The 19,117-nt window shown below is 62.4% G+C and carries 15 protein-coding genes; 9 read left to right on the top strand and 6 right to left on the bottom strand.

Annotated features, from left to right (window positions below):
* The first annotated feature begins 124 nt into the window (after positions 1 to 124).
* The 3 genes from GO988_RS04590 to GO988_RS04580 all read left to right on the top strand — a co-directional run bounded on the left by GO988_RS04590 (position 125) and on the right by GO988_RS04580 (position 3,423).
* Positions 125 to 625 carry a hypothetical protein gene (locus tag GO988_RS04590; protein WP_157562323.1) on the top strand — a complete coding sequence of 167 codons (501 nt, stop codon included), beginning with the start codon at positions 125 to 127 and terminating at the stop codon, positions 623 to 625.
* A 252-nt stretch (positions 626 to 877) separates the two neighbouring features.
* Positions 878 to 1,654 carry an SDR family NAD(P)-dependent oxidoreductase gene (locus tag GO988_RS04585; RefSeq protein WP_157562322.1) on the top strand — a complete coding sequence of 259 codons (777 nt, stop codon included), beginning with the start codon at positions 878 to 880 and terminating at the stop codon, positions 1,652 to 1,654.
* Positions 1,654 to 3,423: a glycoside hydrolase family 15 protein gene (locus tag GO988_RS04580; RefSeq protein WP_157562321.1), complete on the top strand. Its 1,770-nt coding sequence runs from the start codon at positions 1,654 to 1,656 to the stop codon at positions 3,421 to 3,423. The genes GO988_RS04585 and GO988_RS04580 overlap by 1 nt, the downstream gene beginning before the upstream one ends.
* Before the next feature lie 93 nt (positions 3,424 to 3,516).
* On the opposite strand, the gene GO988_RS04575 is transcribed toward GO988_RS04580, so the two are convergent.
* Positions 3,517 to 6,429 (bottom strand): heparinase II/III domain-containing protein, encoded by a 2,913-nt coding sequence (locus GO988_RS04575; RefSeq protein ID WP_198172501.1) that lies wholly within the window; start codon positions 6,427 to 6,429, stop codon positions 3,517 to 3,519.
* 400 nt (positions 6,430 to 6,829) lie between these two features.
* A complete protein-coding gene (locus tag GO988_RS04570; RefSeq protein WP_157562319.1) occupies positions 6,830 to 8,701 on the bottom strand; it encodes a M61 family metallopeptidase in 1,872 nt (623 codons plus the stop codon).
* Positions 8,702 to 8,810: 109 nt separating this feature from the next.
* On the opposite strand from GO988_RS04570, the gene GO988_RS04565 reads away from it, so the two are divergent.
* The 3 genes from GO988_RS04565 (at position 8,811) to GO988_RS04555 (ending at position 11,686) form a co-directional block, all read left to right on the top strand.
* A complete protein-coding gene (locus GO988_RS04565) occupies positions 8,811 to 9,782 on the top strand; it encodes a C40 family peptidase (protein WP_157562318.1) in 972 nt (323 codons plus the stop codon).
* A gap of 692 nt (positions 9,783 to 10,474) precedes the next feature.
* Positions 10,475 to 10,894 carry a DUF2147 domain-containing protein gene (locus tag GO988_RS04560; RefSeq protein ID WP_157562317.1) on the top strand — a complete coding sequence of 140 codons (420 nt, stop codon included), beginning with the start codon at positions 10,475 to 10,477 and terminating at the stop codon, positions 10,892 to 10,894.
* 144 nt (positions 10,895 to 11,038) lie between these two features.
* Positions 11,039 to 11,686 (top strand): hypothetical protein, encoded by a 648-nt coding sequence (locus tag GO988_RS04555; RefSeq protein ID WP_157562316.1) that lies wholly within the window; start codon positions 11,039 to 11,041, stop codon positions 11,684 to 11,686.
* Between the two features lie 29 nt (positions 11,687 to 11,715).
* On the opposite strand, the gene GO988_RS24545 is transcribed toward GO988_RS04555, so the two are convergent.
* Positions 11,716 to 13,758: a M1 family aminopeptidase gene (locus tag GO988_RS24545; RefSeq protein WP_157562315.1), complete on the bottom strand. Its 2,043-nt coding sequence runs from the start codon at positions 13,756 to 13,758 to the stop codon at positions 11,716 to 11,718.
* 169 nt (positions 13,759 to 13,927) lie between these two features.
* Here GO988_RS24545 and GO988_RS04545 point away from each other — a divergent pair, with 169 nt between their 5' ends.
* The gene (locus tag GO988_RS04545) at positions 13,928 to 16,267 is read left to right on the top strand and encodes a T9SS type B sorting domain-containing protein (protein ID WP_157562314.1); all 2,340 of its coding nucleotides are present in this window, start codon (positions 13,928 to 13,930) and stop codon (positions 16,265 to 16,267) included.
* 320 nt (positions 16,268 to 16,587) lie between these two features.
* On the top strand, positions 16,588 to 16,686 hold the full coding sequence (locus GO988_RS24055; protein ID WP_232341362.1) for a GxxExxY protein: 99 nt from the start codon (positions 16,588 to 16,590) through the stop codon (positions 16,684 to 16,686).
* A gap of 151 nt (positions 16,687 to 16,837) precedes the next feature.
* Here the strand turns inward: GO988_RS24055 and GO988_RS04535 are convergent, their stop codons facing one another.
* The 3 genes from GO988_RS04535 to GO988_RS04525 form a co-directional block, all read right to left on the bottom strand.
* Positions 16,838 to 17,494, bottom strand: coding sequence for a cytochrome c oxidase subunit 3 (locus GO988_RS04535; RefSeq protein WP_317164783.1), 657 nt, complete (start codon positions 17,492 to 17,494; stop codon positions 16,838 to 16,840).
* A gap of 495 nt (positions 17,495 to 17,989) precedes the next feature.
* Complete coding sequence (locus GO988_RS04530) at positions 17,990 to 18,337, bottom strand: hypothetical protein (RefSeq protein ID WP_157562313.1); 348 nt, start codon at positions 18,335 to 18,337, stop codon at positions 17,990 to 17,992.
* Positions 18,330 to 18,593, bottom strand: coding sequence for a hypothetical protein (locus tag GO988_RS04525; protein WP_157562312.1), 264 nt, complete (start codon positions 18,591 to 18,593; stop codon positions 18,330 to 18,332). The genes GO988_RS04530 and GO988_RS04525 overlap by 8 nt, the downstream gene beginning before the upstream one ends.
* A gap of 181 nt (positions 18,594 to 18,774) precedes the next feature.
* On the opposite strand from GO988_RS04525, the gene GO988_RS04520 reads away from it, so the two are divergent.
* Complete coding sequence (locus GO988_RS04520) at positions 18,775 to 19,014, top strand: hypothetical protein (RefSeq protein WP_157562311.1); 240 nt, start codon at positions 18,775 to 18,777, stop codon at positions 19,012 to 19,014.
* Positions 19,015 to 19,117: the final 103 nt, after the last annotated feature.

Genomic DNA, 19,117 nt, shown 5'->3' with positions numbered 1-19,117 from the left:
ACCTACCGGTGCGCCAGTTACGTAAGCCCGGCACAGGTGCTCGGTAGTCAGCCCCAGGTCTTCCGCAGACTACCTTGCTGAAAAACTAGCGCTGGCTGCCGCGCGCGGCGCCTACCCCCTTCTGATGGTATACCTGGTTTGGAGCTTGCTGAATATCGGGCTGGGTTTGGGGCTACTGTATCTGGTGGTGCGCACGGTGGGGCTGGTGCGGCAGCAGCGCGGGCTGGGCACGGCCGTTTTGCTGAGCCTGGGGCTGCTGGCGCTCTGCCACCGGCCATCGGCCGCCGACAAGCCGGCCGGCCACGCCGCGACGTTGGTGCCGGGCCCGGCGGCCGGCCTAGCGCCTGGCAACTACTGGGTTTCGCTCGACAAGCAGCTGGCCTACCACCTTCAGTTGGAGGTAAGTGCCAGCCAGGCCGCGGCCGATACCAGCCTTCAAGTGCGGGCTACCCCCGTGTTTTCGGGCTTGTCGGGGGGCCAGGATTGGCACTGGCTGCCGGGCGTATACCAGGTGCAGGGGCAGCAGTTGAGCTATGATATTCCGGCACTTTTAGAATGGAAAATCCTGGGGCTGACCCTCTACACACAGTTCAGGCAGTACCACGGCCGCGCCGCCCTGCGCTAAGTACCAGCGGTTGAACTACCCGAGTACAGTAGATTAATAATCAGTTTATTATTGTTGATAAGCTGCTAGCAGCGGGACTGCCAGCACGGGGTGGTGGCCAGCTTGGGCAGCCCTACCCCCTGCCTGAGAGGCCACGCTGGGAGCCCAAAAAGCAAGGCTGAGGGCGCTAACCTTAGCCGCACGGGGTACGTTTGGCTAACCAAGCCCGACGCCCTTGAGCGCTTTTTGGAGCTCCTTTTTCCCGACATTCTCATGCAGAAATTAATAGGCAAAACTGCCCTTATCACGGGCTCCGACTCGGGCATCGGCCAGGCCACGGCAATCCAGTTTGCCCAGGAAGGAGCTAACGTAGTGGTGGTGTACCACACCGATGCCGAGGGGGCCGCGCGCACCCGCCAGGCCGTGGAGCAGGCCGGCCAGCAGGCGCTAGTGGTGCAGTGCGACGTGAGCGACGCCCACCAGGCGGAGCAGCTAGTTGCGCAGGCCGTGCTTCAATTTGGCACGCTCGACATTTTGGTGAACAACGCCGGTGTGAGCGGCGCCCACAAGCCGGTGGTGGAAATGGAGCCCGCCGAGTTTGAGAAAACCATTCGCACCAACTTGTTCGGGCCGTTTTATCTGGCCCGGCTTTTTGCCCGGCACCGCCAGCAGCAGGGGGGTAAGGGCAAGATTGTGAACGTGACCTCGATACACGAGGAAGTGGTATCGCCGGGCACGGCCGACTACTGCGCGGCCAAGGGCGGCCTGCGCAACCTCACCCGCACGCTGGCCCTGGAGCTGGCCGAGTCGGGCATCAACGTCAACAACCTGGCACCGGGCATGATACTGACGCCCATGAACCAGAAGGCCTTGGACGACCCGCAGGACCGCGCCGAAAAGGAACAGAAGATTCCGATGAAGCGCGCCGGCCAGCCCGAGGAAATCGCCAAGCTGGCGTTGTTTCTGGCCTCGGCCGATTCGGACTACGTGACGGGCTCAACCTATGTGATGGACGGCGGCTTTATGCGCCAGTTGGGGCAGGGCGCCTGATGCGCACTCAACCTCGCATTCAGGAGCTGGCCGTGGTCAGCGACCGCCGCACCTGCGCCCTGCTCGACCAGCAGGGCACCCTGGCCTGGTACTGCCCGCAGCGCTTCGACAGCAGCGCCGTTTTTTCGCTGCTGCTCGATGCGGCGCAGGGCGGCTTTTGGGCAGTAGAGGCTGCGGGCCAGCAGTTTAGCCACCGCGCCTACCTCGACCGCAGCAGTATGCTGACTACCCACTTTGGGGGCGACGGCCCGGCTTTCAGCCTCACCGACTGGATGCCGCTGGAAGAAGATTTTAGCGGCTTGTGTCGCCGCACTTCGGCCGCGCCGGTGCCGGTGGTGCACACCATTCGGCTGCGGCCCGGCTACGGCCTGGAGGAAGCCAGCGTGCAGTTGGCAGCCGACGGGTACTCGGCCGAGTTTAGGGGGGTAGGCCTGTGGCTGCGCGCTTCGCACCCGCTGCGGCAGGTGGGCGACAGCCTGCAATTTGAGGTACCGGCCGACACCAGCGGCTGGGCCGTGCTCAGCGACGCGCCGGGCGAAGCCCTGACCGAGCAGCGCCTCACCGACTCCTTCGCCCACACGGCCCGCGCGTGGGCCAAAGTGGCCGATTTGCTGCACTACGAAGGGCCCTACGAGCGGCAGGTGCAGGACTCTATTCGGGCGGTGCAGCAGTTGACGTTTGCGGCAACGGGCGGCATCATTGCGGCCGCTACTACCTCGCTGCCCGAGGTGCTGAGTGGCCAGCGCAATTACGACTACCGCTTCGTGTGGATGCGCGACGTGAGCCTGATTGTGGGGGCGCTCATTCAGCTTGATACCAACATCGGCCGGGTCGAGCAAAACTTCCTGGCCTTTATTGCCGAGGCGATGCGCGAAAACCAGCAGCAGAAGCCAGCGCCTTTTTACGCAGTTGATAAAACGCTCATCACGAGTGCTAAGCAGCTAGACCTGGCCGGCTACCAGGGCAGCCGGCCGGTGCAAATCGGCAACACGGCCTACGACCAGCTGCAACTCGATGCCGATGCCAACGTGCTAGTGGCCGCCAAGCTGCTCTACGACCGCTTTGGCGAGAAGCAGGAGTGGGAAACCGTGGTGCAAGTAGCCGATTTTTTGGCCGAGAACTGGGCGCACGACGACAACGGCATTTGGGAGGAAGGCACCACCAAAGCCTATACTTCATCCAAGGTATTTGCGGCGATAGGGCTGGAGTTTATTGCTGCCTACGCCGACTCACCCGCGCAGGCCGCGCGGTGGCGTCAGGCGGCTACCGCCATTCGGGCGTACGTGGCGGCGCATTGCCTGACGCGCACCGGCGCTTTTGCCGTATACGCGGGCTCGCAGGAGGTAGACGTTACGGCCGCGCTATTTGCGCTGTGGTCATACTGCGAGCCCGACAGCCCCGAGATGCTGACCACCGTGCACGAAATCGAAACTCACTGGTGCCGCGAAAACCTCTACTGGCGCCGCCTCGAAGAGTTTGACTCGCACAAGGAAGGCGCCTTTCTGGCCGGTACTTGCTGGATGGCGCACTACTACGCCGTGGCCGGCAACGTGGACAAGGCCCGCGCCATCCTCGAAGCTACCCTGCGCTACCAAAACGACCTGGGCTTTTTTGCCGAAGAAGCGGGCCTCGACAGCGGCGAGCAGATGCTGGGCAATTTCCCGCAGACCTTCGTGCACTCGTCCTTCGTGTGCGCCGTCAATGGCTTCAAGCAGGCGCTGGCCGGCCAGGATAGCCGGGTGCATGCGGCGCGCCAATCGGCGCAGTAAACCGCCAAGCGGGGGGTAGGGTTAGCGCAGCCTTGCCCTACCCCCCGCTTCAGCACGCAGCATTCATGCTATTATACTAGGGCCAAACCCGTGCTAGTCGAGCAGAACCTTCTGGCTGCCCGCCAGGCGCTGGCCCGCAGCATCGTCGGCCACCAGGTAGTAGAGGCCGGGCGCCAGCGCCCCGACTTCCAGCTGCGTCTGCTGGCGGCAGCGCTGCTGGCGCACCACGCGCCCCAGGCCGTCGAGCAGGCGCAGGGTCACGTCTTGCGCGGGGCCGGTTAGCTGCACTTGCAGCACTGCGTGCGCGGGCTGGGGCAGCACGGGCAGCAGGGCAGCTTGGCTCGCGGCACTGCCGCCCAGGCTTACTACCGGCGAGTACGTGGCCGCGCCGCTTTGGTCGAGCTGCCGCAGGCGGTAGTACACGGCAGCGCCCGGCGCCCGGTCGTCGCGAAAGGTATAGTCCGTGGGCTGGGAGGCATTGCCCCTACCCCCCACAAACCCAATCACTTCAAAAGCAACCGGGTTGCCGCCAGCCAGTTGCCGCTGCACCTCAAAGCCCTGGCTTTCGTGCTCCGAGGCCGTGCGCCAACGCAGCAGCACGCCCTCGCCCTGGCGCTGGCCCGCAAAGGCGGTTAGCACCACGGGCAAGGGGGTAGGGCTTACCATTACCCCGAAGTCGGACGCAGCTTGCAGCACGAGGTGCAGCTGGTGGGTGCTGGCCTCGTAGGTATAGCTGGCCACGCCCGGCCCCGTTATGGCCGCCGGAGCACTGGCCAAGGCCAGCGTGAGGGTAGTGGCGCGGCTGGCGTAGCCCGCGTAGCTGGTGGCCTGCACGCGCTGCCAGCTGATGGTAGCCCGGCGCGACGCCTGCACCACCGGCGTGGAACCGACGCGCAGCACCGTGCCTTCCTGCAAAAAAAGCTGGGCAAACGTGCCATCGGCCGTGGCCGAGTAGAAGTTCAGCAGGCCATCGGCCGCTACGGCCTGCGGCAGCCGGTCGCTGGCATCGGTTTGCAGCACCGAATCGGCCTGCGCGAACGCCACGTCGATGAAGTCGGCGCCCGTTGTGGCCAGGGCCGCCGTCGCGGGCTGGCTGGTAGTAGTTGCTACCTGGGGCCGCGTAGAGGTGTAGGGATAAAGCACGGCCAGAAACTGCGCCTGGGCGGCAGCGGCCGTTTGCACCAGTAGCGTCGTGTGGTTTTCGGTGGTGTTGTAGGTGATTTCGTGCTTGTTAGTAGCCGCCGTATAGGTGGCGCCGCCCGGGGCCGCCACGTGCGCTAGCAGGCCTACCCCGTTCTTTTGCCAGGTGGCTTCCTGGCTGGCCTGGTCGTTTGTGAAAGTGCCGGTGGCGGCGGTGCCTCCCTCCAGGCCGTAGCCGTGCAGCTGCCAGGTGTAGGTGTGGGCCGCGGCGGCGCTTACGGCATCGGCCAGCAGGTAGTAGGTGCCGCGCACAAACAAGATTTTGCGCGTGATGCTGGCCTTTTGGTAAGCCGTCGTCACTTCGCCATATGCCAACTGTGGCGTTTGAAAAGTGTGCTCAATGGCTGCCACTGCCGAGCTAGCCGCCCCGGCCGTGCCAATGGCCGGGCCGGCGCCATCTACCAGCACCAGGTTGTGGTTGGTGGCTTGGCCTACCTCGGCGCGGCGGTCGTAGCTCAGGTAGCCGGCATCGAGGGCCAGCAGTTGGCCCTGGGCGTGCAGAATAAAGCTGCTGGCATCGCCCTGGCTGTGGCCCCCGGCGTTGGCCTGCGCCAGGCCGCCGCGGCCGTAGAGGTGCAGGTAGTTGGCCAGCGAGTCCTGGCCCGACCGAAAAACCAGGCTGCCCGCGGCGGGCAGTACCGTTAGGGCTGGCTGGTTTGGGGCGGTGGGCGCCAGGGCTGCCGCCAGCCAGGCGGCGCGCATATCCACGGTGGCATCGCGCAGCTGCGCCGCCAGCGAGGCCATGCTCGTGCCCGATAATTTGCTGAAATACATAGGCTTGACGTAGTCGCGCCGGCCCGTCAGGGCCAGTTCCGGCATTCCCATATCCACGTATGAGTCGGCCAGCGCCGGCAAGCGGCCGTCGGGCTGCAAAATGGCCGTCACCCAGTCGTAGAGGCGCGTGTACTTGGGGTCAAAATACGGGTTGCGCAGGCGGCGCGTCGTCGCGCCAAAAGTATACGGCAATGCGTTATCAGGTAAGAAGTTGCCCATCGCCCGGAAGAACGGCAGGCAATTGAGCATGGCGTACTTAAAGTAGTAGGGCCCCTCGGCGTAGCCCGCCACCTGCGTCGAGTCCGACTGCCGCTGGGCATCGCGCCACAGCACATTGTCGATGGTGTAAAGCCCTACCCCCGCCCAATTGGCTGGCTGCTGGTTTCGGTCGGTGCTGGTCGCCTCGTTCAGCACCACGGCGGCCATGCCCAGGGCGGCGGCCGTCATCAGGGCATGGTTGTTTTTAACGGTGTTATAAAACGTGATGGTAAATAGCGGCTTGGTCGATTGCAGGTAGAGGTTGCCGGCGAAGGCCTGTAGGCGGGCTTGGCTGGCAGCCAGCGCGGCGGCGGGCTCGCTGGCCCCGCGCAGCAGGTCGTAGGCTATCAGGTAGTCAATCAGCTCTTTCGAGCGCCACTGCCACTCGGTGTACTGCGTGAGGCCTTCCACGGTGGTATTACTATTTTCGAGCAAGCTGCTGACTTTCGCCACCAAGGCTTGGCGCTGGTCGGCGGGCAAGGGGGCCAGCCCACCGGCCCCGTCGGGCTGCCGGCCCAGCAGCACCACGAAGGCTGCGTTTTTGGCAAAGGTGGCCCGCGCCCGGCGTCCGCTGGCTGAGGTATTGTCGGCGGGAGGCACGCCCTGCGCCTCGGCCCACAGCCCTTGGTACAGCGCCAGGCGGTCGGGGGCGGCCAGCGAAGCCCGCACCTCCTCAAGTGCCTGGCCCTTAAGCAAGGTACGGGGGTAGGCCAGGTCGGCCCCCGGTGGGTTCCAGCTACCCGACTGTGCCCGCAGCTGGCCCCCGTTACCCAATAAAAACAGCAGAAGCAGTAACGATACTCCTACCCCGTCAAATCCAAAAAAGCACTTATTACCCCAATTTGTAAAGACACCCATTAAATATAATTTAACCTTTATTTACAATACACCACAACTATAAATAGCTTGATTCAATTGCTTGACATTTCTAAAATTAGTCGTTTTTCCACCTCAAGCAGCTAATTGATTCGATTTACTATTCAAATCACAAACGCTTATTAGTTCTGCACAAAAATCATAAGTATTATTTTTCTAATTATATGTTTTTCATATCACGTGCTTGCTGGCCAATAAAGTACCATACGGCTGCCCATCACGCAAAAGCCCCGGCCAAAGCTGGCCGGGGCTTTTTTACCTACCTATGTGCTTGGCTAACTGAGCGCCGCGCAGCGGGCTACTTACCCAGCCACTTCGCCAGCAGGCGCAATTGGTCGGGGGTAGGATTTGCTACGGGCTGAATCTGGTAGGCGCGGTCGGGCTCGGGCTGGAGCGTCAAATTCAGCTCGTGGGTAAGGGCGCCGTGCTTCACCTGAAGTTTGAGGGCGGCGTTGGGCGCCGAGGCAAAGAGGGCCTGCTTCACGGCCTCGTCGGTGGGTGCGGCGCCGTTGAGCTGCAAAATCTCGTCGTTCACGTTCAGACCACCATTCCAGGCAGTGCCGTCGCGCTTCACGTACGTCACCACGTAGTGGCCATTTTTGTTAGAGATGGTGGCGCCCAGGCTGCCGTTGGGGCTGGTGCCGGTGTTGAGGGCCAGGCCCACGTAGCCCAGGGCGGTAGCGTAGTCGAGGGTGCGGGCGCCGTACACGTAGGTCTGGAAAAAGTCGTCGAACCGCCGGCCGGCCACCTGCGCCACGGCATCCTGGTATTCCTGGTCGGTAAAGCCGCGCTTCAGGCCCTTGTAATACTTGTCATACAGCAGCCGGAACACGTCGTCGAGGTGCTTCTGGCCGTTGCTGGCCTGCACTATCATCAGGTCGAGCACCATGCCCACCATCTCGCCTTTGTCGTAGTAGCTGATTTCCGAATTCTTAGAGTTCTCATCGGGCCGGTAAGCCCGAATCCAGGCATCGAAGCTGGCCATGGCTACGGGCTGGAGCTTATTGCCAGGCTGGTTTTCCACGCCCGTCAGCACCGTGGCCAGCTGGTCGTAGTACTGCTGGGCCGTGTAGAAACCCGCGCGCTGGGTTATCTGGTTGGCCATGTACTCGGTCTGGCCTTCGCTCACCCACAGCATGTGCGTGTAGTTCTCGTGGTCGTAGTCAAACGGCCCCAGCGCAATGGGCCGAATGCGCTTCACGTTCCAGAGGTGGAAGTACTCGTGGGCCGCCAGGCGCAGGAAGTTCTTGTAGCTCACGTCGTTGCCGTAGGTGCCGGGCCGGGCGCCCAGAGTGGTCGAGTAGAGGTGTTCGAGGCCCCCGCCGCCGGCCTCAGTGTTGTGCACAATAAAGAGGTAGTGGTCGAGGGGGTTTTGGCCCACCACGCGCTGGGCTTCCTCGGTCACTTTCTTCATGTCGGCCAGCAGGCGGGGCTCGTCGGCGGTGAAGGGGCCGTACATGGCCACTTGGTGCGGCGTATTGTTGGCGGTGAAATTCAGCACTTTCTGGGTGCCGATTTCGATGGGTGAGTCGGCTAGCTCGTCGTAGCTAGCCGATTGATACACAAATTTTTGCATCCCCGGCACCGGGCGCAAGGCCGTACTCACGGTGGGCCAGCCGGCGGCGGGCTGCACCGTTACCTGGCTGGCGAGGTCCTTATTCGCGGCCGGGTACATAAAGATGCTGCTGCCCAGCGCAAAGCCGTGGTCGGCGTCGATGAAGCTCGTGCGCACGCTCAGCTCGTAGGCGTACACGCCGTAGCTCACCTGAAAGCTGCCCTGCTGCGGGTGGCGCACGCGCCAGGTGTTCTTGTCGATTTTCTCCACCGTCAGCGGCTGGCCGCCCGCCGTGGCTTGCAGGCGCTCGACGTGCCGCGCAAACTCGCGCACCAGGTACGAGCCCGGCGCCCACACCGGCATTTTCAGGTCGGTGTAGTCCTGGCCAAAGCCCCGCAGCTCCATCTTCACCTCGAAGTAGTGGGTTTGGGGGGCAGGCATGGCCAGCGTGTAGCGCAGCACGGGCGTGCCGGCGGCGCCAGTGGCCGGGGCAGCAGCTTTGGCGGAGCCGGGTTTTACCTTCGTTTTTACCTTAGTTTGGGCGGCGGCGGGCACGGCCGCCAGTAGGCCCGCCACGAGCGCGGCGCGGCCAAAAGCAGAAGCAGTTTCAAGCATATGCGCAAAGAAACAACGCGCGCCCCGCTACGCCTAACTACCGCGCCCGGCCAACCTGCGGCGCGGGCCGGCCGTTAAGTTGGCCAGTTCCGTTGCTATTATTGCTTTTATGCGTGCTATCTGGTTGATTTTTGGCACTCTGCTAGCGGCTGTGCTGGTCGGTGGCTGGCTCTACCGGCGCTCAGCTACCAGCACCACGGCTGCCCAGCCAACTGCGCCCGCGGCCCTGCCCGTGCTGCTGGTAGCTGAGCGCCGGGCCGCCCTACCCTCCTCCGCGCAGCCAACCCCGCGCGCCGACAGCATCGTGCGGTTTGCGCTGGCCCAGGCGGGCACCCGGTATACCTACGCGGGCATCAGCCCGGCCACGGGGTTCGACTGCTCGGGGTTTATTCAGTATGTGTTCGGGCGGTTTGGGGTGCCTACCTCCCACTCCACGGCCTTGCTCATCGACGCGGGCCAGCCAGTAGGGCGCGCTCAGGCGCAGCCCGGTGATATTGTAGTATTTACCGGCACGGCGGCCACCAGTACCACACCCGGCCACGCGGGCATCGTTATTTCGGCGCTGGGCGAAACCCCGCTGCGTTTTGTGCACGCCTCCTCGGCCGCGCGCGAATCAGGCGTAAAAGTCAGCCAGGTCGAAGGTTCCGGCTACGAGCGGCGCTTTATGCAGGTGCGCCGGGTGCTGAGCAACGGCCCAGCCGGCCGCAACGCCGAAAACGCGGCTGCTCGCAGTGCGGCCGCGCGGGCGGTGATGCAGGCCACCGTGCACCCAGCCGGCGCCGTAGCTGCGCTGCCCCTACCCCCGGCCGAAGCGGTGAAGGCCGTCATTACCGCCTCGCACCCGCCTACCCGCGTGGCCCCGCTGCCAGTGCGGGCGCCCGCTCCTCGTGCCTCTCAAACTACGGCTAAGCGCAAAGCCTACCCCCCTCCCGCCGCACCGGCCCACAAAATGGCGCCTACCCGGCGCCCCGCTTCCCGCGCGAAGCCTACCAAACCAGCCCCACGGCCAGCAACCAAAGCTAAACCTTCGGCCAAGCGCCGCCCGGCAGCCAAAGCCCCGGCCAAGTCTGCCAGAGGGTAAGGCGGGGCAAGCTGGTTTACCTAAGCAAACCGACCCGCTTAAACGCAACGATGCCCGGTTGGCCATGGCAGGCTCTTACGAGCGCCGCCGGGCTAACCGGGCATCTAATCCTTCAAATCTTACCGAGCGACAACGCTGGGGTACAGCGCCGACGTCTCACAGTAAGACCTGTCCAACGAAAGGGGGCCGCGATACCGCAGCGCCCTCCGCCGAGCTGTGTGTTAGGCGAGTACGGCGGTGAGGCGTACTACATTGGACAGGCTCGGCAGGATTTGGTTGGGACTACTAGACATTTTGTACCTCCTTTCTTTTGGTTCCAGATAACCTCGCTCGCGCTTCCCAGCAATTTAGGGCGGCTTGAGCGGGGCCGTAGCACTCGCTACTGGTTAGTAAAGTTAGTTGCGGGGGCTTAGGTTCAAAGCTTTCGCAAGTATTTCTGGGGCTCTGGGCTACATTTTTTAGCATTTCTCTGACTATCAAGCGCATTAATTGCAGCGTGGCGGCCTATTTTTTGTGCTAGCCTCCTCCGCTGCTGGCTCGGCCCGGCCCCTACCCCTCCCCGCAGCCCTAAGGAATCTGGCCGTATAATTGCCTTCCTAAGCTGGCCCCCCATCCGGTGCTTCGCAGGCCCCTCTTCTCCACCCTTCACTATCCCTTCATTTTCAACGATGTACAAATCTTTCTTGTTGCTCATGGCACTCCTGTTGGGGGCCGCCAGCTTCCAAGCGCAAGCCCAAACCCTCACCCCACTGGGCGTGTGGACCAATGCCGAGAAAAAAGCAACCTTTGAAATCTACAAGTGCGGCGAAAAATTGTGCGGCAAAATTGTGACCCTGACCGTGCCTAACGACCCCGAAACTGGCAAGCCCAAGCTCGATACCAAAAACCCGGAGCCTAAGCTGCGCACCCGCCCGCGCCTGGGCCTGGTTTTCATGCAGGACTTCAGCTATGATGGTGATAACAAGTGGGATAATGGCAAAATATACGACCCTGAAAGTGGCAAGACTTACTCGTGCTACATGAAACTGGAAAGCGCCAACACCATGGAAGTGAAGGGCTACATCGGCTTTTCGCTCATCGGCAAGTCGCAGACGTGGACGCGGGTGAAATAACCTCCTTTTTCCGGGCCGCTGGCCCAGGCAGCGCCTTCTTCCCGAGTGGAAGAGGCGCTGTTTTTTTGGTCAGCTGGCGAGCAGGCCGCCGAAACTATTTGCCGGGGCGGGTGTTTTTGAAATACCTCGGCTTATCCGACTTTTGTGGTGTTACAGTTTATCCAACAGCTTTTTCAGCGGCGCGGCGGCGCGGCGGCGCCTACCTGGCAGCCCGCTAGCGAGCCCACGCCCGAGCAGGCCCGGCAGCACCAAGCCTGGGTAACGGAGCGCGTGTATCAGAACTGGCTGGGGCCTTACTTTAAGGCCTACCACCTGCGCAAAGGGGGGGCCGGCGGCCGCCGCGGCCTGCGCGTAGAGCTGCTGCGCGAAGAGGGCCGCCAAGGCGGCCTGTTCTTCTACGATGACAGCATTGGGCCGGGCAATTTCCAGCATTTGTACCAGCTGCTGGGCGAGCGCATTGCGGCTTTGGGCTACCACCGCGCCTGCCACGACCGCCGCCAGCGCCACCACGAGCAGCACCAGGAAATTGCCGTCAAGCAGTTTTTCAAACCCAATCCCACCGACTGCTCCCTGAGCGGCCGCTGCGACCAGCGCTACGGCCTCATCACCCTGGACTTGGTGGGTGTGAACGGCCGGCCATTCTTCATTCGCCTCACCACTAACGCCGTACGCGAGGACCATTTCACGGCACCCAAGTCGTTCGATAGCTTGCTGAGCGACCTCTTTGATGAGCCCGCGGCCGACGCCGCCACCCGCAAAAAGGTGGCCGCCTACTACGGGGCCCACGCGTAGCGCCCGCCAGCGGTGCGCTTTGCAACGGCTTATTGCTTCACAAACTTGGCTTGGCCCAGCGCCTCGCCGCCGTGCCCCACCAGCCGCAGCCAGTAAAAACCGGGGCGCAGGCCCTGGAGCGACACCTGGGGCTGCAAATAGCTTACCGGCTGGCGAGCCGCACGCTGGCCAGTTGCGTTTAGGACCTCGGCAGTAGCGTCGGCATATAAGCCGCTGATAAACAACTGGTCCTGCGCAGGGTTGGGGTACAAGCTAAATTCGGCAGGTGGGCCCAATTGGTCATCGCGTTGCACGGTGCTGTTCACGTCGGGCAGCCACCCATCGGGGTCGATGGCAATGGCGGTTACCAGGCCGCTTACTGGCAGGGTAAAGTCTTGGCCAGCTTGCGTTTGGTTAAAGCGCACGGTGCGCGTGCTCCCATCCAAAAAGGTAAGTTGATAATCGACTTCGGTGCGAAAAACCGGGGCACCGACTGGGCCGAATACCCGCTCTTCCACGTGCAGCAGCAGGTTGGCCCCTGCTTGGTTCCAGCGCACGTCGAAGATGGGAAAACCCTGCCCCCGGTACCATTGCGCGAAGAAATAATCGAGCGGCTGGCCCAGTTCGGCTTCAAAAAGACGCTGCAAATCGGCGGTGCGGGCGGGGCGGCCGCTAAACTGCCGCTGGTACGTGCGCAGCACCCGGAAAAAACGAGCGTCGTCGTGGCAGAGGTAGCGCAGCAAGTGCACCACGGAAGCCCCTTTTTTATAAGTGGTGTTGTAGTCAAAAATGCGGGCCACGCTGGTGGTATCGGGCACGCGCAGGGTGCTGAAAGCGGAACTTTGAGCCAGAAACTGGGCATTATCCATCCACTTGCGGGCGGCGAGGGGGGTAGAGAAAGCTTGCAGCGACAGGTATTCGCCGTACGAGGCGAAGCCTTCGTTCAGCCAAATGTCCTCCCACGAGGCGCAGGTGGCGTTGTCGCCAAACCACTGGTGAAACAGCTCGTGCGCGGTGAGGGTAAAGTCTAGCCCGTCTTGGGTGGTGAGGGTTTGGTGCTCCATGCCGCCGCCGATGGGCGCCAGGGCTAGGCCGTACTTTTCTTGGGCAAAATAGTAGGTACCCACCAAGTTAGAGTAGTTCTCTATAAAGCCCGGAATGCGGTCAAACTCCGTTTTATAGTAATCGAGGGTGCGCTGGTCGTAGGCGTAGTTGAGGATGGGCACCCGCGGCCCACCCGCTGGGTTAGCGGCGCCCGCATACGCGACGTAGGGCGCCACGGCCACCGAAATGAGGTAGTAGTCGATGGGGTAGCGCGAGCTCCACTCGTAGCGCACCTTATTATTAGGCAGCAGCACGGTGCGGCGCAGCAAGCCATTGGAGCCCACCTTATTGGGCAAGGTGGTAGTAACGGACACCGCCGACGAATCGGCCTTGTCGGTGAGCACCTGCTTGCAGGGAAACCACTCGTGGGCCGAGAACGGCTCCGACAAGCTCCAGGTAACGTTGTAGGGGTAGGCCACGCCGCCCAGGCTATACGTGGCCGCGGTGTTGAAGCCGTTGCCAATGGCCGCCGACTTGCCGTTGGGCGCTGTGCCGTGGTAGTAGATGCGCACGTCGAGCAACGTGCCGGCCGCCGCGGGCTGGGGTAGGGCGGCGGTGGCGTCGTTGCCCTGCCGCAGCACGCCCAGTGAGCGCCGCCCGCCCGCCACCACCGAATCGATGCGGAGCGTGGCCGTACCCGCGAGCGAGCCTACTGGTGCTTGGTACAGCTCGAAGGCCAGCGAGTCGAGGGCCTGCGCGCCTACCCGCACCCGCAGCAGCACCGAGCCAGCCACATCGCGCGAGTTATTTTCGAGGGCCAGGTCGAGCTTGTACCACTTCACGTCGTAGCGGTCCATTTTTTGGCGGTGGCGCACCGAGGCGGTGGCCACCGCCTGCGCGCCAGCTGCTTGGCGCCAGTGCGCCTGGGCACACGCCAACCCGGCCGGTGTAGGGGCGGCTGCCTGTACCACCGCCGCGGGCGCCCCCGACTGGGCCCGCACCAGCCCGCAACTTAGCCCCAACAGCAGGCCCACTAGATACTTTTTCACTTCACACACTGACGCTTACAGCCCCACGTTAAGCCCGGGGCCAACCCGAAGATACAGCCGCGCTCGCGCACCCAACAGCAGGCTTTTTCAACGTATCTTCGGCAGTAAAAACGCCCGGCGTCAGCTTATCCCCCAGGTTTGCTTTTGCCTTTGCTTAAACGAGTACCATATGACGCTCTTTTACTGGATTTTTACTACGTTGTGCCGGCCCCTACCCACCCCAACGGCGCGCAGGTCCGGCCGCTGGCTAGGGCTGCTGGCTTTGCTTTTTCTATATCTGCCGGCGGCCCACGCCACGCACATTGTAGGCGGCGAGATGGACTTGCAGTACGTGAGCGGCAACACCTATCAGCTGACGCTCAACCTCTACTTTGACGCCATAAATGGCAGCCCCGGCGCCCTCGATGCGAGCCTGACGGCCGGCATTTTCGACAAGGCCACCAACCAGCGCCTCACGTCGGTGCTGCTGCCGCTGGTCAGCAACACGTTTGTTAACTACTCGAACCCCGCCTGTACGGTGGGCTCGCTGAGCACGCGGCAGCTCATTTACCGCAATACCGTGGAGCTGTCGCCCGCTACCTACGCGGCTAGCCAGGGCTACTACGCCTCGGTGGAGCGCTGCTGTCGCAACTTGTCCATCAGCAACATAGTGGCGCCCGGCGATGCGGCGCAGGCGTTTTACCTGGAGTTTCCGGCCGTGGTGCGGCGGGGCCAAACCTTCCGCGACTCGACGCCGCGCATCTTTCCGCCGCTGGCCGACTATGCTTGCCTGGGCGAGTTGTTTACCTACGATTTTGGTGGTCAGGACCCCGATGGCGACTCGCTGGTGTACGACATGGTGACGCCCCTCAACGGCCACACTACCCCCACCAACCCCACGCTGCCCAGCCAGCTTTCGGCCCCTTACCAGCTTATTCGGTGGCGTGATACCATTGGCACTTACCAGATTAACACGCTGGCGCAGATTCCGGGGGCGCCCACCCTCACGGTGGGCGCGCGCACCGGGCGCCTCTCGGTGCGGCCCATGAAGAAGGGTTTGTTTGTGTTTGGGGTGCGCTGCCAGGAGTTTCGCAAGGGCGAAAAAATTGGCGAAACCCGCCGCGATTTCCAGCTACAAGTACTGACTTGCCCCAAGAATGCGGCGCCCAGCTTGGTGCTGCTGCCCAACCCCACCGGCAACGTGGCTTACCGGCCGGGCCGCGACACGCTGCGCATTGTACCGGGCGGGCCGCACTGCGTGCGCCTGCGCTTCACCGACCCCGACAATAGCTCGCAGCTTAGCCTGAGTTTGCGAGCCGTGAATTATTCGGGGCCGCTGCCTACGTTCACGACCGCTACCAGCGGCACCGTGCACGCAGCCGGCCAGCCCGATACGCTCACGGCCAACCTCTGCTTTCCGGAATGCACCAATACCAAAGGGGGGGTAGGGCGCATTGATGTGCTAGTGTCTGACAACGGTTGCGCGCTGCCCAAGCGCGATACGGTGCACATTGCCTTCATTGCCCTGCCTACGCCCAATGTGCTGCCCACGCTCGTGAGCACGGCCGGCCCTACCCTACCCCTGCACGTGCGGCCGGGCCAAACGCTGGCTTTCGACCTCATTGCTACCGACTTAGACAGCGACCCGCTGTTGTTTACGCTGACGGGCAGCACTGGCTTCGCGCCCGATGTGCTAGGCGCTGTGCTGGTGCCGCAGGCGCAGGTGGGTACCCAGCGCCGGGCGCGCTTTACGTGGCCCGTCGACTGCCGGGCCATTACTACGCCGCCCGGCCAGGTGCGCCAGCTGTTATTTATGGCGACCTCGACCACGGCGTGCGGCGAAAAACAGCAAACACCACTGCTCTCGATACCCGTTATCATCGACTACAGCAACGAGCCGCCGGTGCTAACCTCGACGCTGCCGCCAGTGGCCGCGGGCACTACCGACCCGCCCCTTATTCGGTTGCCGCTGGGCCAGCGCTACACGGCTACCCTGGCGGGCCTCGATACCGACCGCGACGTGCTGGCGCTCACGGCCAGCGGCCAGGGCTTCGACCTGGCGGCGGCGGGCATGACCTTCACGGCGCCCGCCGGGCCTGCGGGGCAGGCAGCGGGCACGTTTTCGTGGCTACCCGGCTGCGATGCGGCCAGCGTAGTAGCCGGCAAGCCGCAGGTGCTAACCGTCACGTTTCGGTTGCAGGAAACCACTTGCCAGCCGCAGCCCCAAACGCGCACCGTGCGCTTCGAGGTCGTGAGCCCCGATACGGTAGAATTTACCCCGCCTAACCTCATCTTGCCCACTAGTAACAACTTGGCTAACCGCGTTTTTACCATGGCTAGCCTACCCCCCGATTTTTGCGATACGCGCTTTGCAGGCATCAAAATTTTCTCGCGCTGGGGCCGCGTGGTGTATGAGTCAGGCGACCGCAACTTCCGCTGGTCGGGCGAGAGCACGGCGGGCATGTACTACTACTTGCTCACCTATACCTCGGGCCGGCGCTACAAAGGCTGGGTCGAGGTTATCCAATAAGACCACGGCTTAAGGGAGATTGTAGCGAATTTCAGGGATTTTATGGACGGCTCCTTTACTGGGGCCGTCCTTTTTTATTAGCTTCACCCTTATTTAAAAATGCTTATACGCTTTCAGATACGCATTTTAACAAGCTAACTGAGAGCATTATTGGGTGTGCGATGGTGCATAGAGAGCTAGGCAAAGGCATTCCTGAAATGATTAATGGTTTATCAGCGCGGGTTGGCTGTGAAATTGGCGGCGAGCATCGCTTTTCGGGGCGAGGTTCACTTGCCAACCTTTTATAAAGAGACAATATTGGTGCGCGGCGGGCTGATTTCTTGGTTCAGCATCAGGTATTAGTTGAGTTAAAAGCTGTGCGCGAGTTAAATGCTGCCAACCATCCTCAAGTATCAATTACTCAAAAGCCTATCGCCTAGAGGTTGCCCTACTCATCACTTTTGGTACAGCCAGCCTGCGCTTCAAACGCTTCGTGCCCAACATTGCTCGCCCTTGATGGGCACAAAAAAAGGACGGCCCCAATCAAGGAGCCGTCCATAAAATCCGCTACAATTTCCCTTAAGCCGTGGTCTAGTAGAGGAAGAGAAAAACCGCAAACAGCACCACCCACAGCGCATCGATAAAGTGCCAGTAAGTGCCCAATACCTGTAGCTGGCGGCGATGGTAGGGGTTGCGAATGAACACCAGCGTACGCACGCTGTCGCGCGAGGCGTGCAGCACCCGCAGCAGCTGCGCCAGCAGGTAGAGCATACCCGCCAGCACGTGCACCACGTGCAAAGCCGAAATAAAATACACGTACGTGCCGCTCGGTGACCCCGTAAATAGTACCCCGTGCTGCACCAATTCGCGCCAGCCTAGCACTTGCAAGCCCCCAAATACACTGCCCAGCAACAGCGTGGCGCCCAAGCAGCGCGCCAAGCCCGTCAGGTCGTCGGCTTTATACAAGCGCGGGGCCTGCGCCATGGTGTACGATGAGACCAACAACACAATGGTGCTCAGCGAGAAATAACGCGGAAACGGCTGCAAGCCCGTTGGCAGCGCACTGTGCAGGCGCGTAGCCCCATACAGCACCACCAGCACCGTAAAAAGCATGGTAATGCCCGCCAGGCCCATGTACAGCAACATCAGGAGCGGCGGCACCCGCTCGATGCGCCCGAAAGCAGATTGCCTAGCCCGCTGGCGCCCAGTGCCTACGGGGTTTTGATGTTCATTATCAGGCGTTTTCACGTAGAAAAAATCAAAGCGCTAGAGGATGGGAAGCTAACGACAGACTGGCGGCTGTTGGTGAATAAGCAACACCCCTCAGGCGCCCATTGTTCAACCCCACGCCCGCTAACTGCCCGAATAAATGAGGGGTAGGGATGCCGCCCCCGACGCGGGCAGTTTGCCCAGTTTTTCAACGCTTACCCCGCCCCTCGGCTAGCGTTCTACCAAGCCAAAGGCTCACTCAGGAGCTTGGTCTTCCAGCTGCGAAACGCCGTTGGGGCCGGGGCCCGTAAGGCTCCACAGGCACTCCGGCCGCCGAAAAGTCCAGGTCGATGAGCTGGAACAGCCGCAGGTATTCGTGCAGGGCCGGGCTAGGTAAGAAGTAATGGAGCAGCATCTTACCTCAAAGAGCCCAGCACTTTTATACCGTGGGCCACATGCAGCCGCTCTATTTCGGCGGGGGTAGGCGAGCCCGCCAGCGCGCGCCTACCCTGCTGTGGGTGGCAGCTTGCTGGCTTATTTGAAAAAAGACCCAATCTTGCCCAGCACCGCGCTGAGCGTGATTTTGGGGCTGTTGCGGTCGGGCAGGCCAAACATGACGTACGTTTTGCCGGCCACGCGCAGGTCGAGCACCAGCCCTAGCGTGCGCGCCAGGTCGTGGAGCTGCTGCAAGGGGTCGGGGCCCGGCGGCTTGGGCTTTTTGGGTGCCCCCGGCGGCTGCGGCGGGCCGCTAGTGATGAGGTCAAGCACTTGCTGGCTAGGCACATTAAGGATGAGATACGAGCCCGACGCGGCCAACTGCACCTCGTGCCCGCCCGGCCAGGTAAGTACCAGCCGAGCTTCGACTTCCAGCCCGTTAGACATGCGGCCGATTAGGGTCGGGCGCCGCCGAAACAACAGGGGCGGTGCTCACCGGGAGGCTGCTGGCGGGCGCCTCGCCTTTGGTGCGAATGCGCAGCGAGCCGTTGAGGCGCCAGGTGGCGGGCTGGCCGGCGGGGTTTTGCTGGTTGGGCACTTGCAGCTCAACCTGGTCGAAGGCCAGGTTGAGCTCGACGCCGCCCGAAAGCTTGGTCAGGAGCGAGGCCGCAGTTTCGGCCCAGGAGGAAGGTTGGTCAGGCATGGGGGGGTAGGGTGTGAAAGAGGAAGTGCAGCGGCTCGCGCGGGGCTCGGCGCCCCGGCTGCTTCGGCGCTGCAAAGTAACGGCACCCACTTAGGATGCCTAGCGAGCAAAACGCAGCGAACCCATTAGGGTTGCCAGGCGTACTTTCGTTACGTCATTTTGGTTTAGTGCCTTTTTACCCATGAAATTCTTTACCTGGTTCGCCCTCGCCACCATCGCCATTGTGCTCATCGCCCGCTTCAAGCCCCAAGCCCCGGCCGAGCCCATTATTCCTACTGAGCTGAAGGAATCGCAGGGCGACCCCAACCGCGACGAGAATGCCCCGCCCGCCCGCTCGGAGGAGGAAGGCCGCCGCGATGCCGAAGCCAAGCAGGGCGGCTCCACTTACGTAGCGCCGGGCTTCCGGCCCGCCGTAGCGTAGCTGCTGCTTGAATTAAGCCAAGAACGTCATGCTGAGCTTGTCGAAGCCTCTCTACCGCGTCGTTGATTAACTAATTCAACAACGCGGTAGACAGGCTTCGACA

Source organism: Hymenobacter ginkgonis, from assembly GCF_009755225.1.
Classification (GTDB): domain Bacteria; phylum Bacteroidota; class Bacteroidia; order Cytophagales; family Hymenobacteraceae; genus Hymenobacter; species Hymenobacter ginkgonis.
This window is presented reverse-complemented; position numbering and strand designations above follow the sequence as displayed.

Bases quoted from the DNA above. Each gene is read 5' to 3' on its own strand.
- GO988_RS04590 (WP_157562323.1), top strand. From the start codon at position 125: ATGGTATACCTGGTTTGGAGCTTGCTGAATATCGGGCTGGGTTTGGGG.
- GO988_RS04585 (WP_157562322.1), top strand. From the start codon at position 878: ATGCAGAAATTAATAGGCAAAACTGCCCTTATCACGGGCTCCGACTCG.
- GO988_RS04580 (WP_157562321.1), top strand. From the start codon at position 1,654: ATGCGCACTCAACCTCGCATTCAGGAGCTGGCCGTGGTCAGCGACCGC.
- GO988_RS04570 (WP_157562319.1), bottom strand. From the start codon at position 8,701: ATGCTTGAAACTGCTTCTGCTTTTGGCCGCGCCGCGCTCGTGGCGGGC.
- GO988_RS04565 (WP_157562318.1), top strand. From the start codon at position 8,811: ATGCGTGCTATCTGGTTGATTTTTGGCACTCTGCTAGCGGCTGTGCTG.
- GO988_RS04560 (WP_157562317.1), top strand. From the start codon at position 10,475: ATGGCACTCCTGTTGGGGGCCGCCAGCTTCCAAGCGCAAGCCCAAACC.
- GO988_RS04545 (WP_157562314.1), top strand. From the start codon at position 13,928: ATGACGCTCTTTTACTGGATTTTTACTACGTTGTGCCGGCCCCTACCC.
- GO988_RS04530 (WP_157562313.1), bottom strand. From the start codon at position 18,337: ATGTCTAACGGGCTGGAAGTCGAAGCTCGGCTGGTACTTACCTGGCCG.
- GO988_RS04525 (WP_157562312.1), bottom strand. From the start codon at position 18,593: ATGCCTGACCAACCTTCCTCCTGGGCCGAAACTGCGGCCTCGCTCCTG.
- GO988_RS04520 (WP_157562311.1), top strand. From the start codon at position 18,775: ATGAAATTCTTTACCTGGTTCGCCCTCGCCACCATCGCCATTGTGCTC.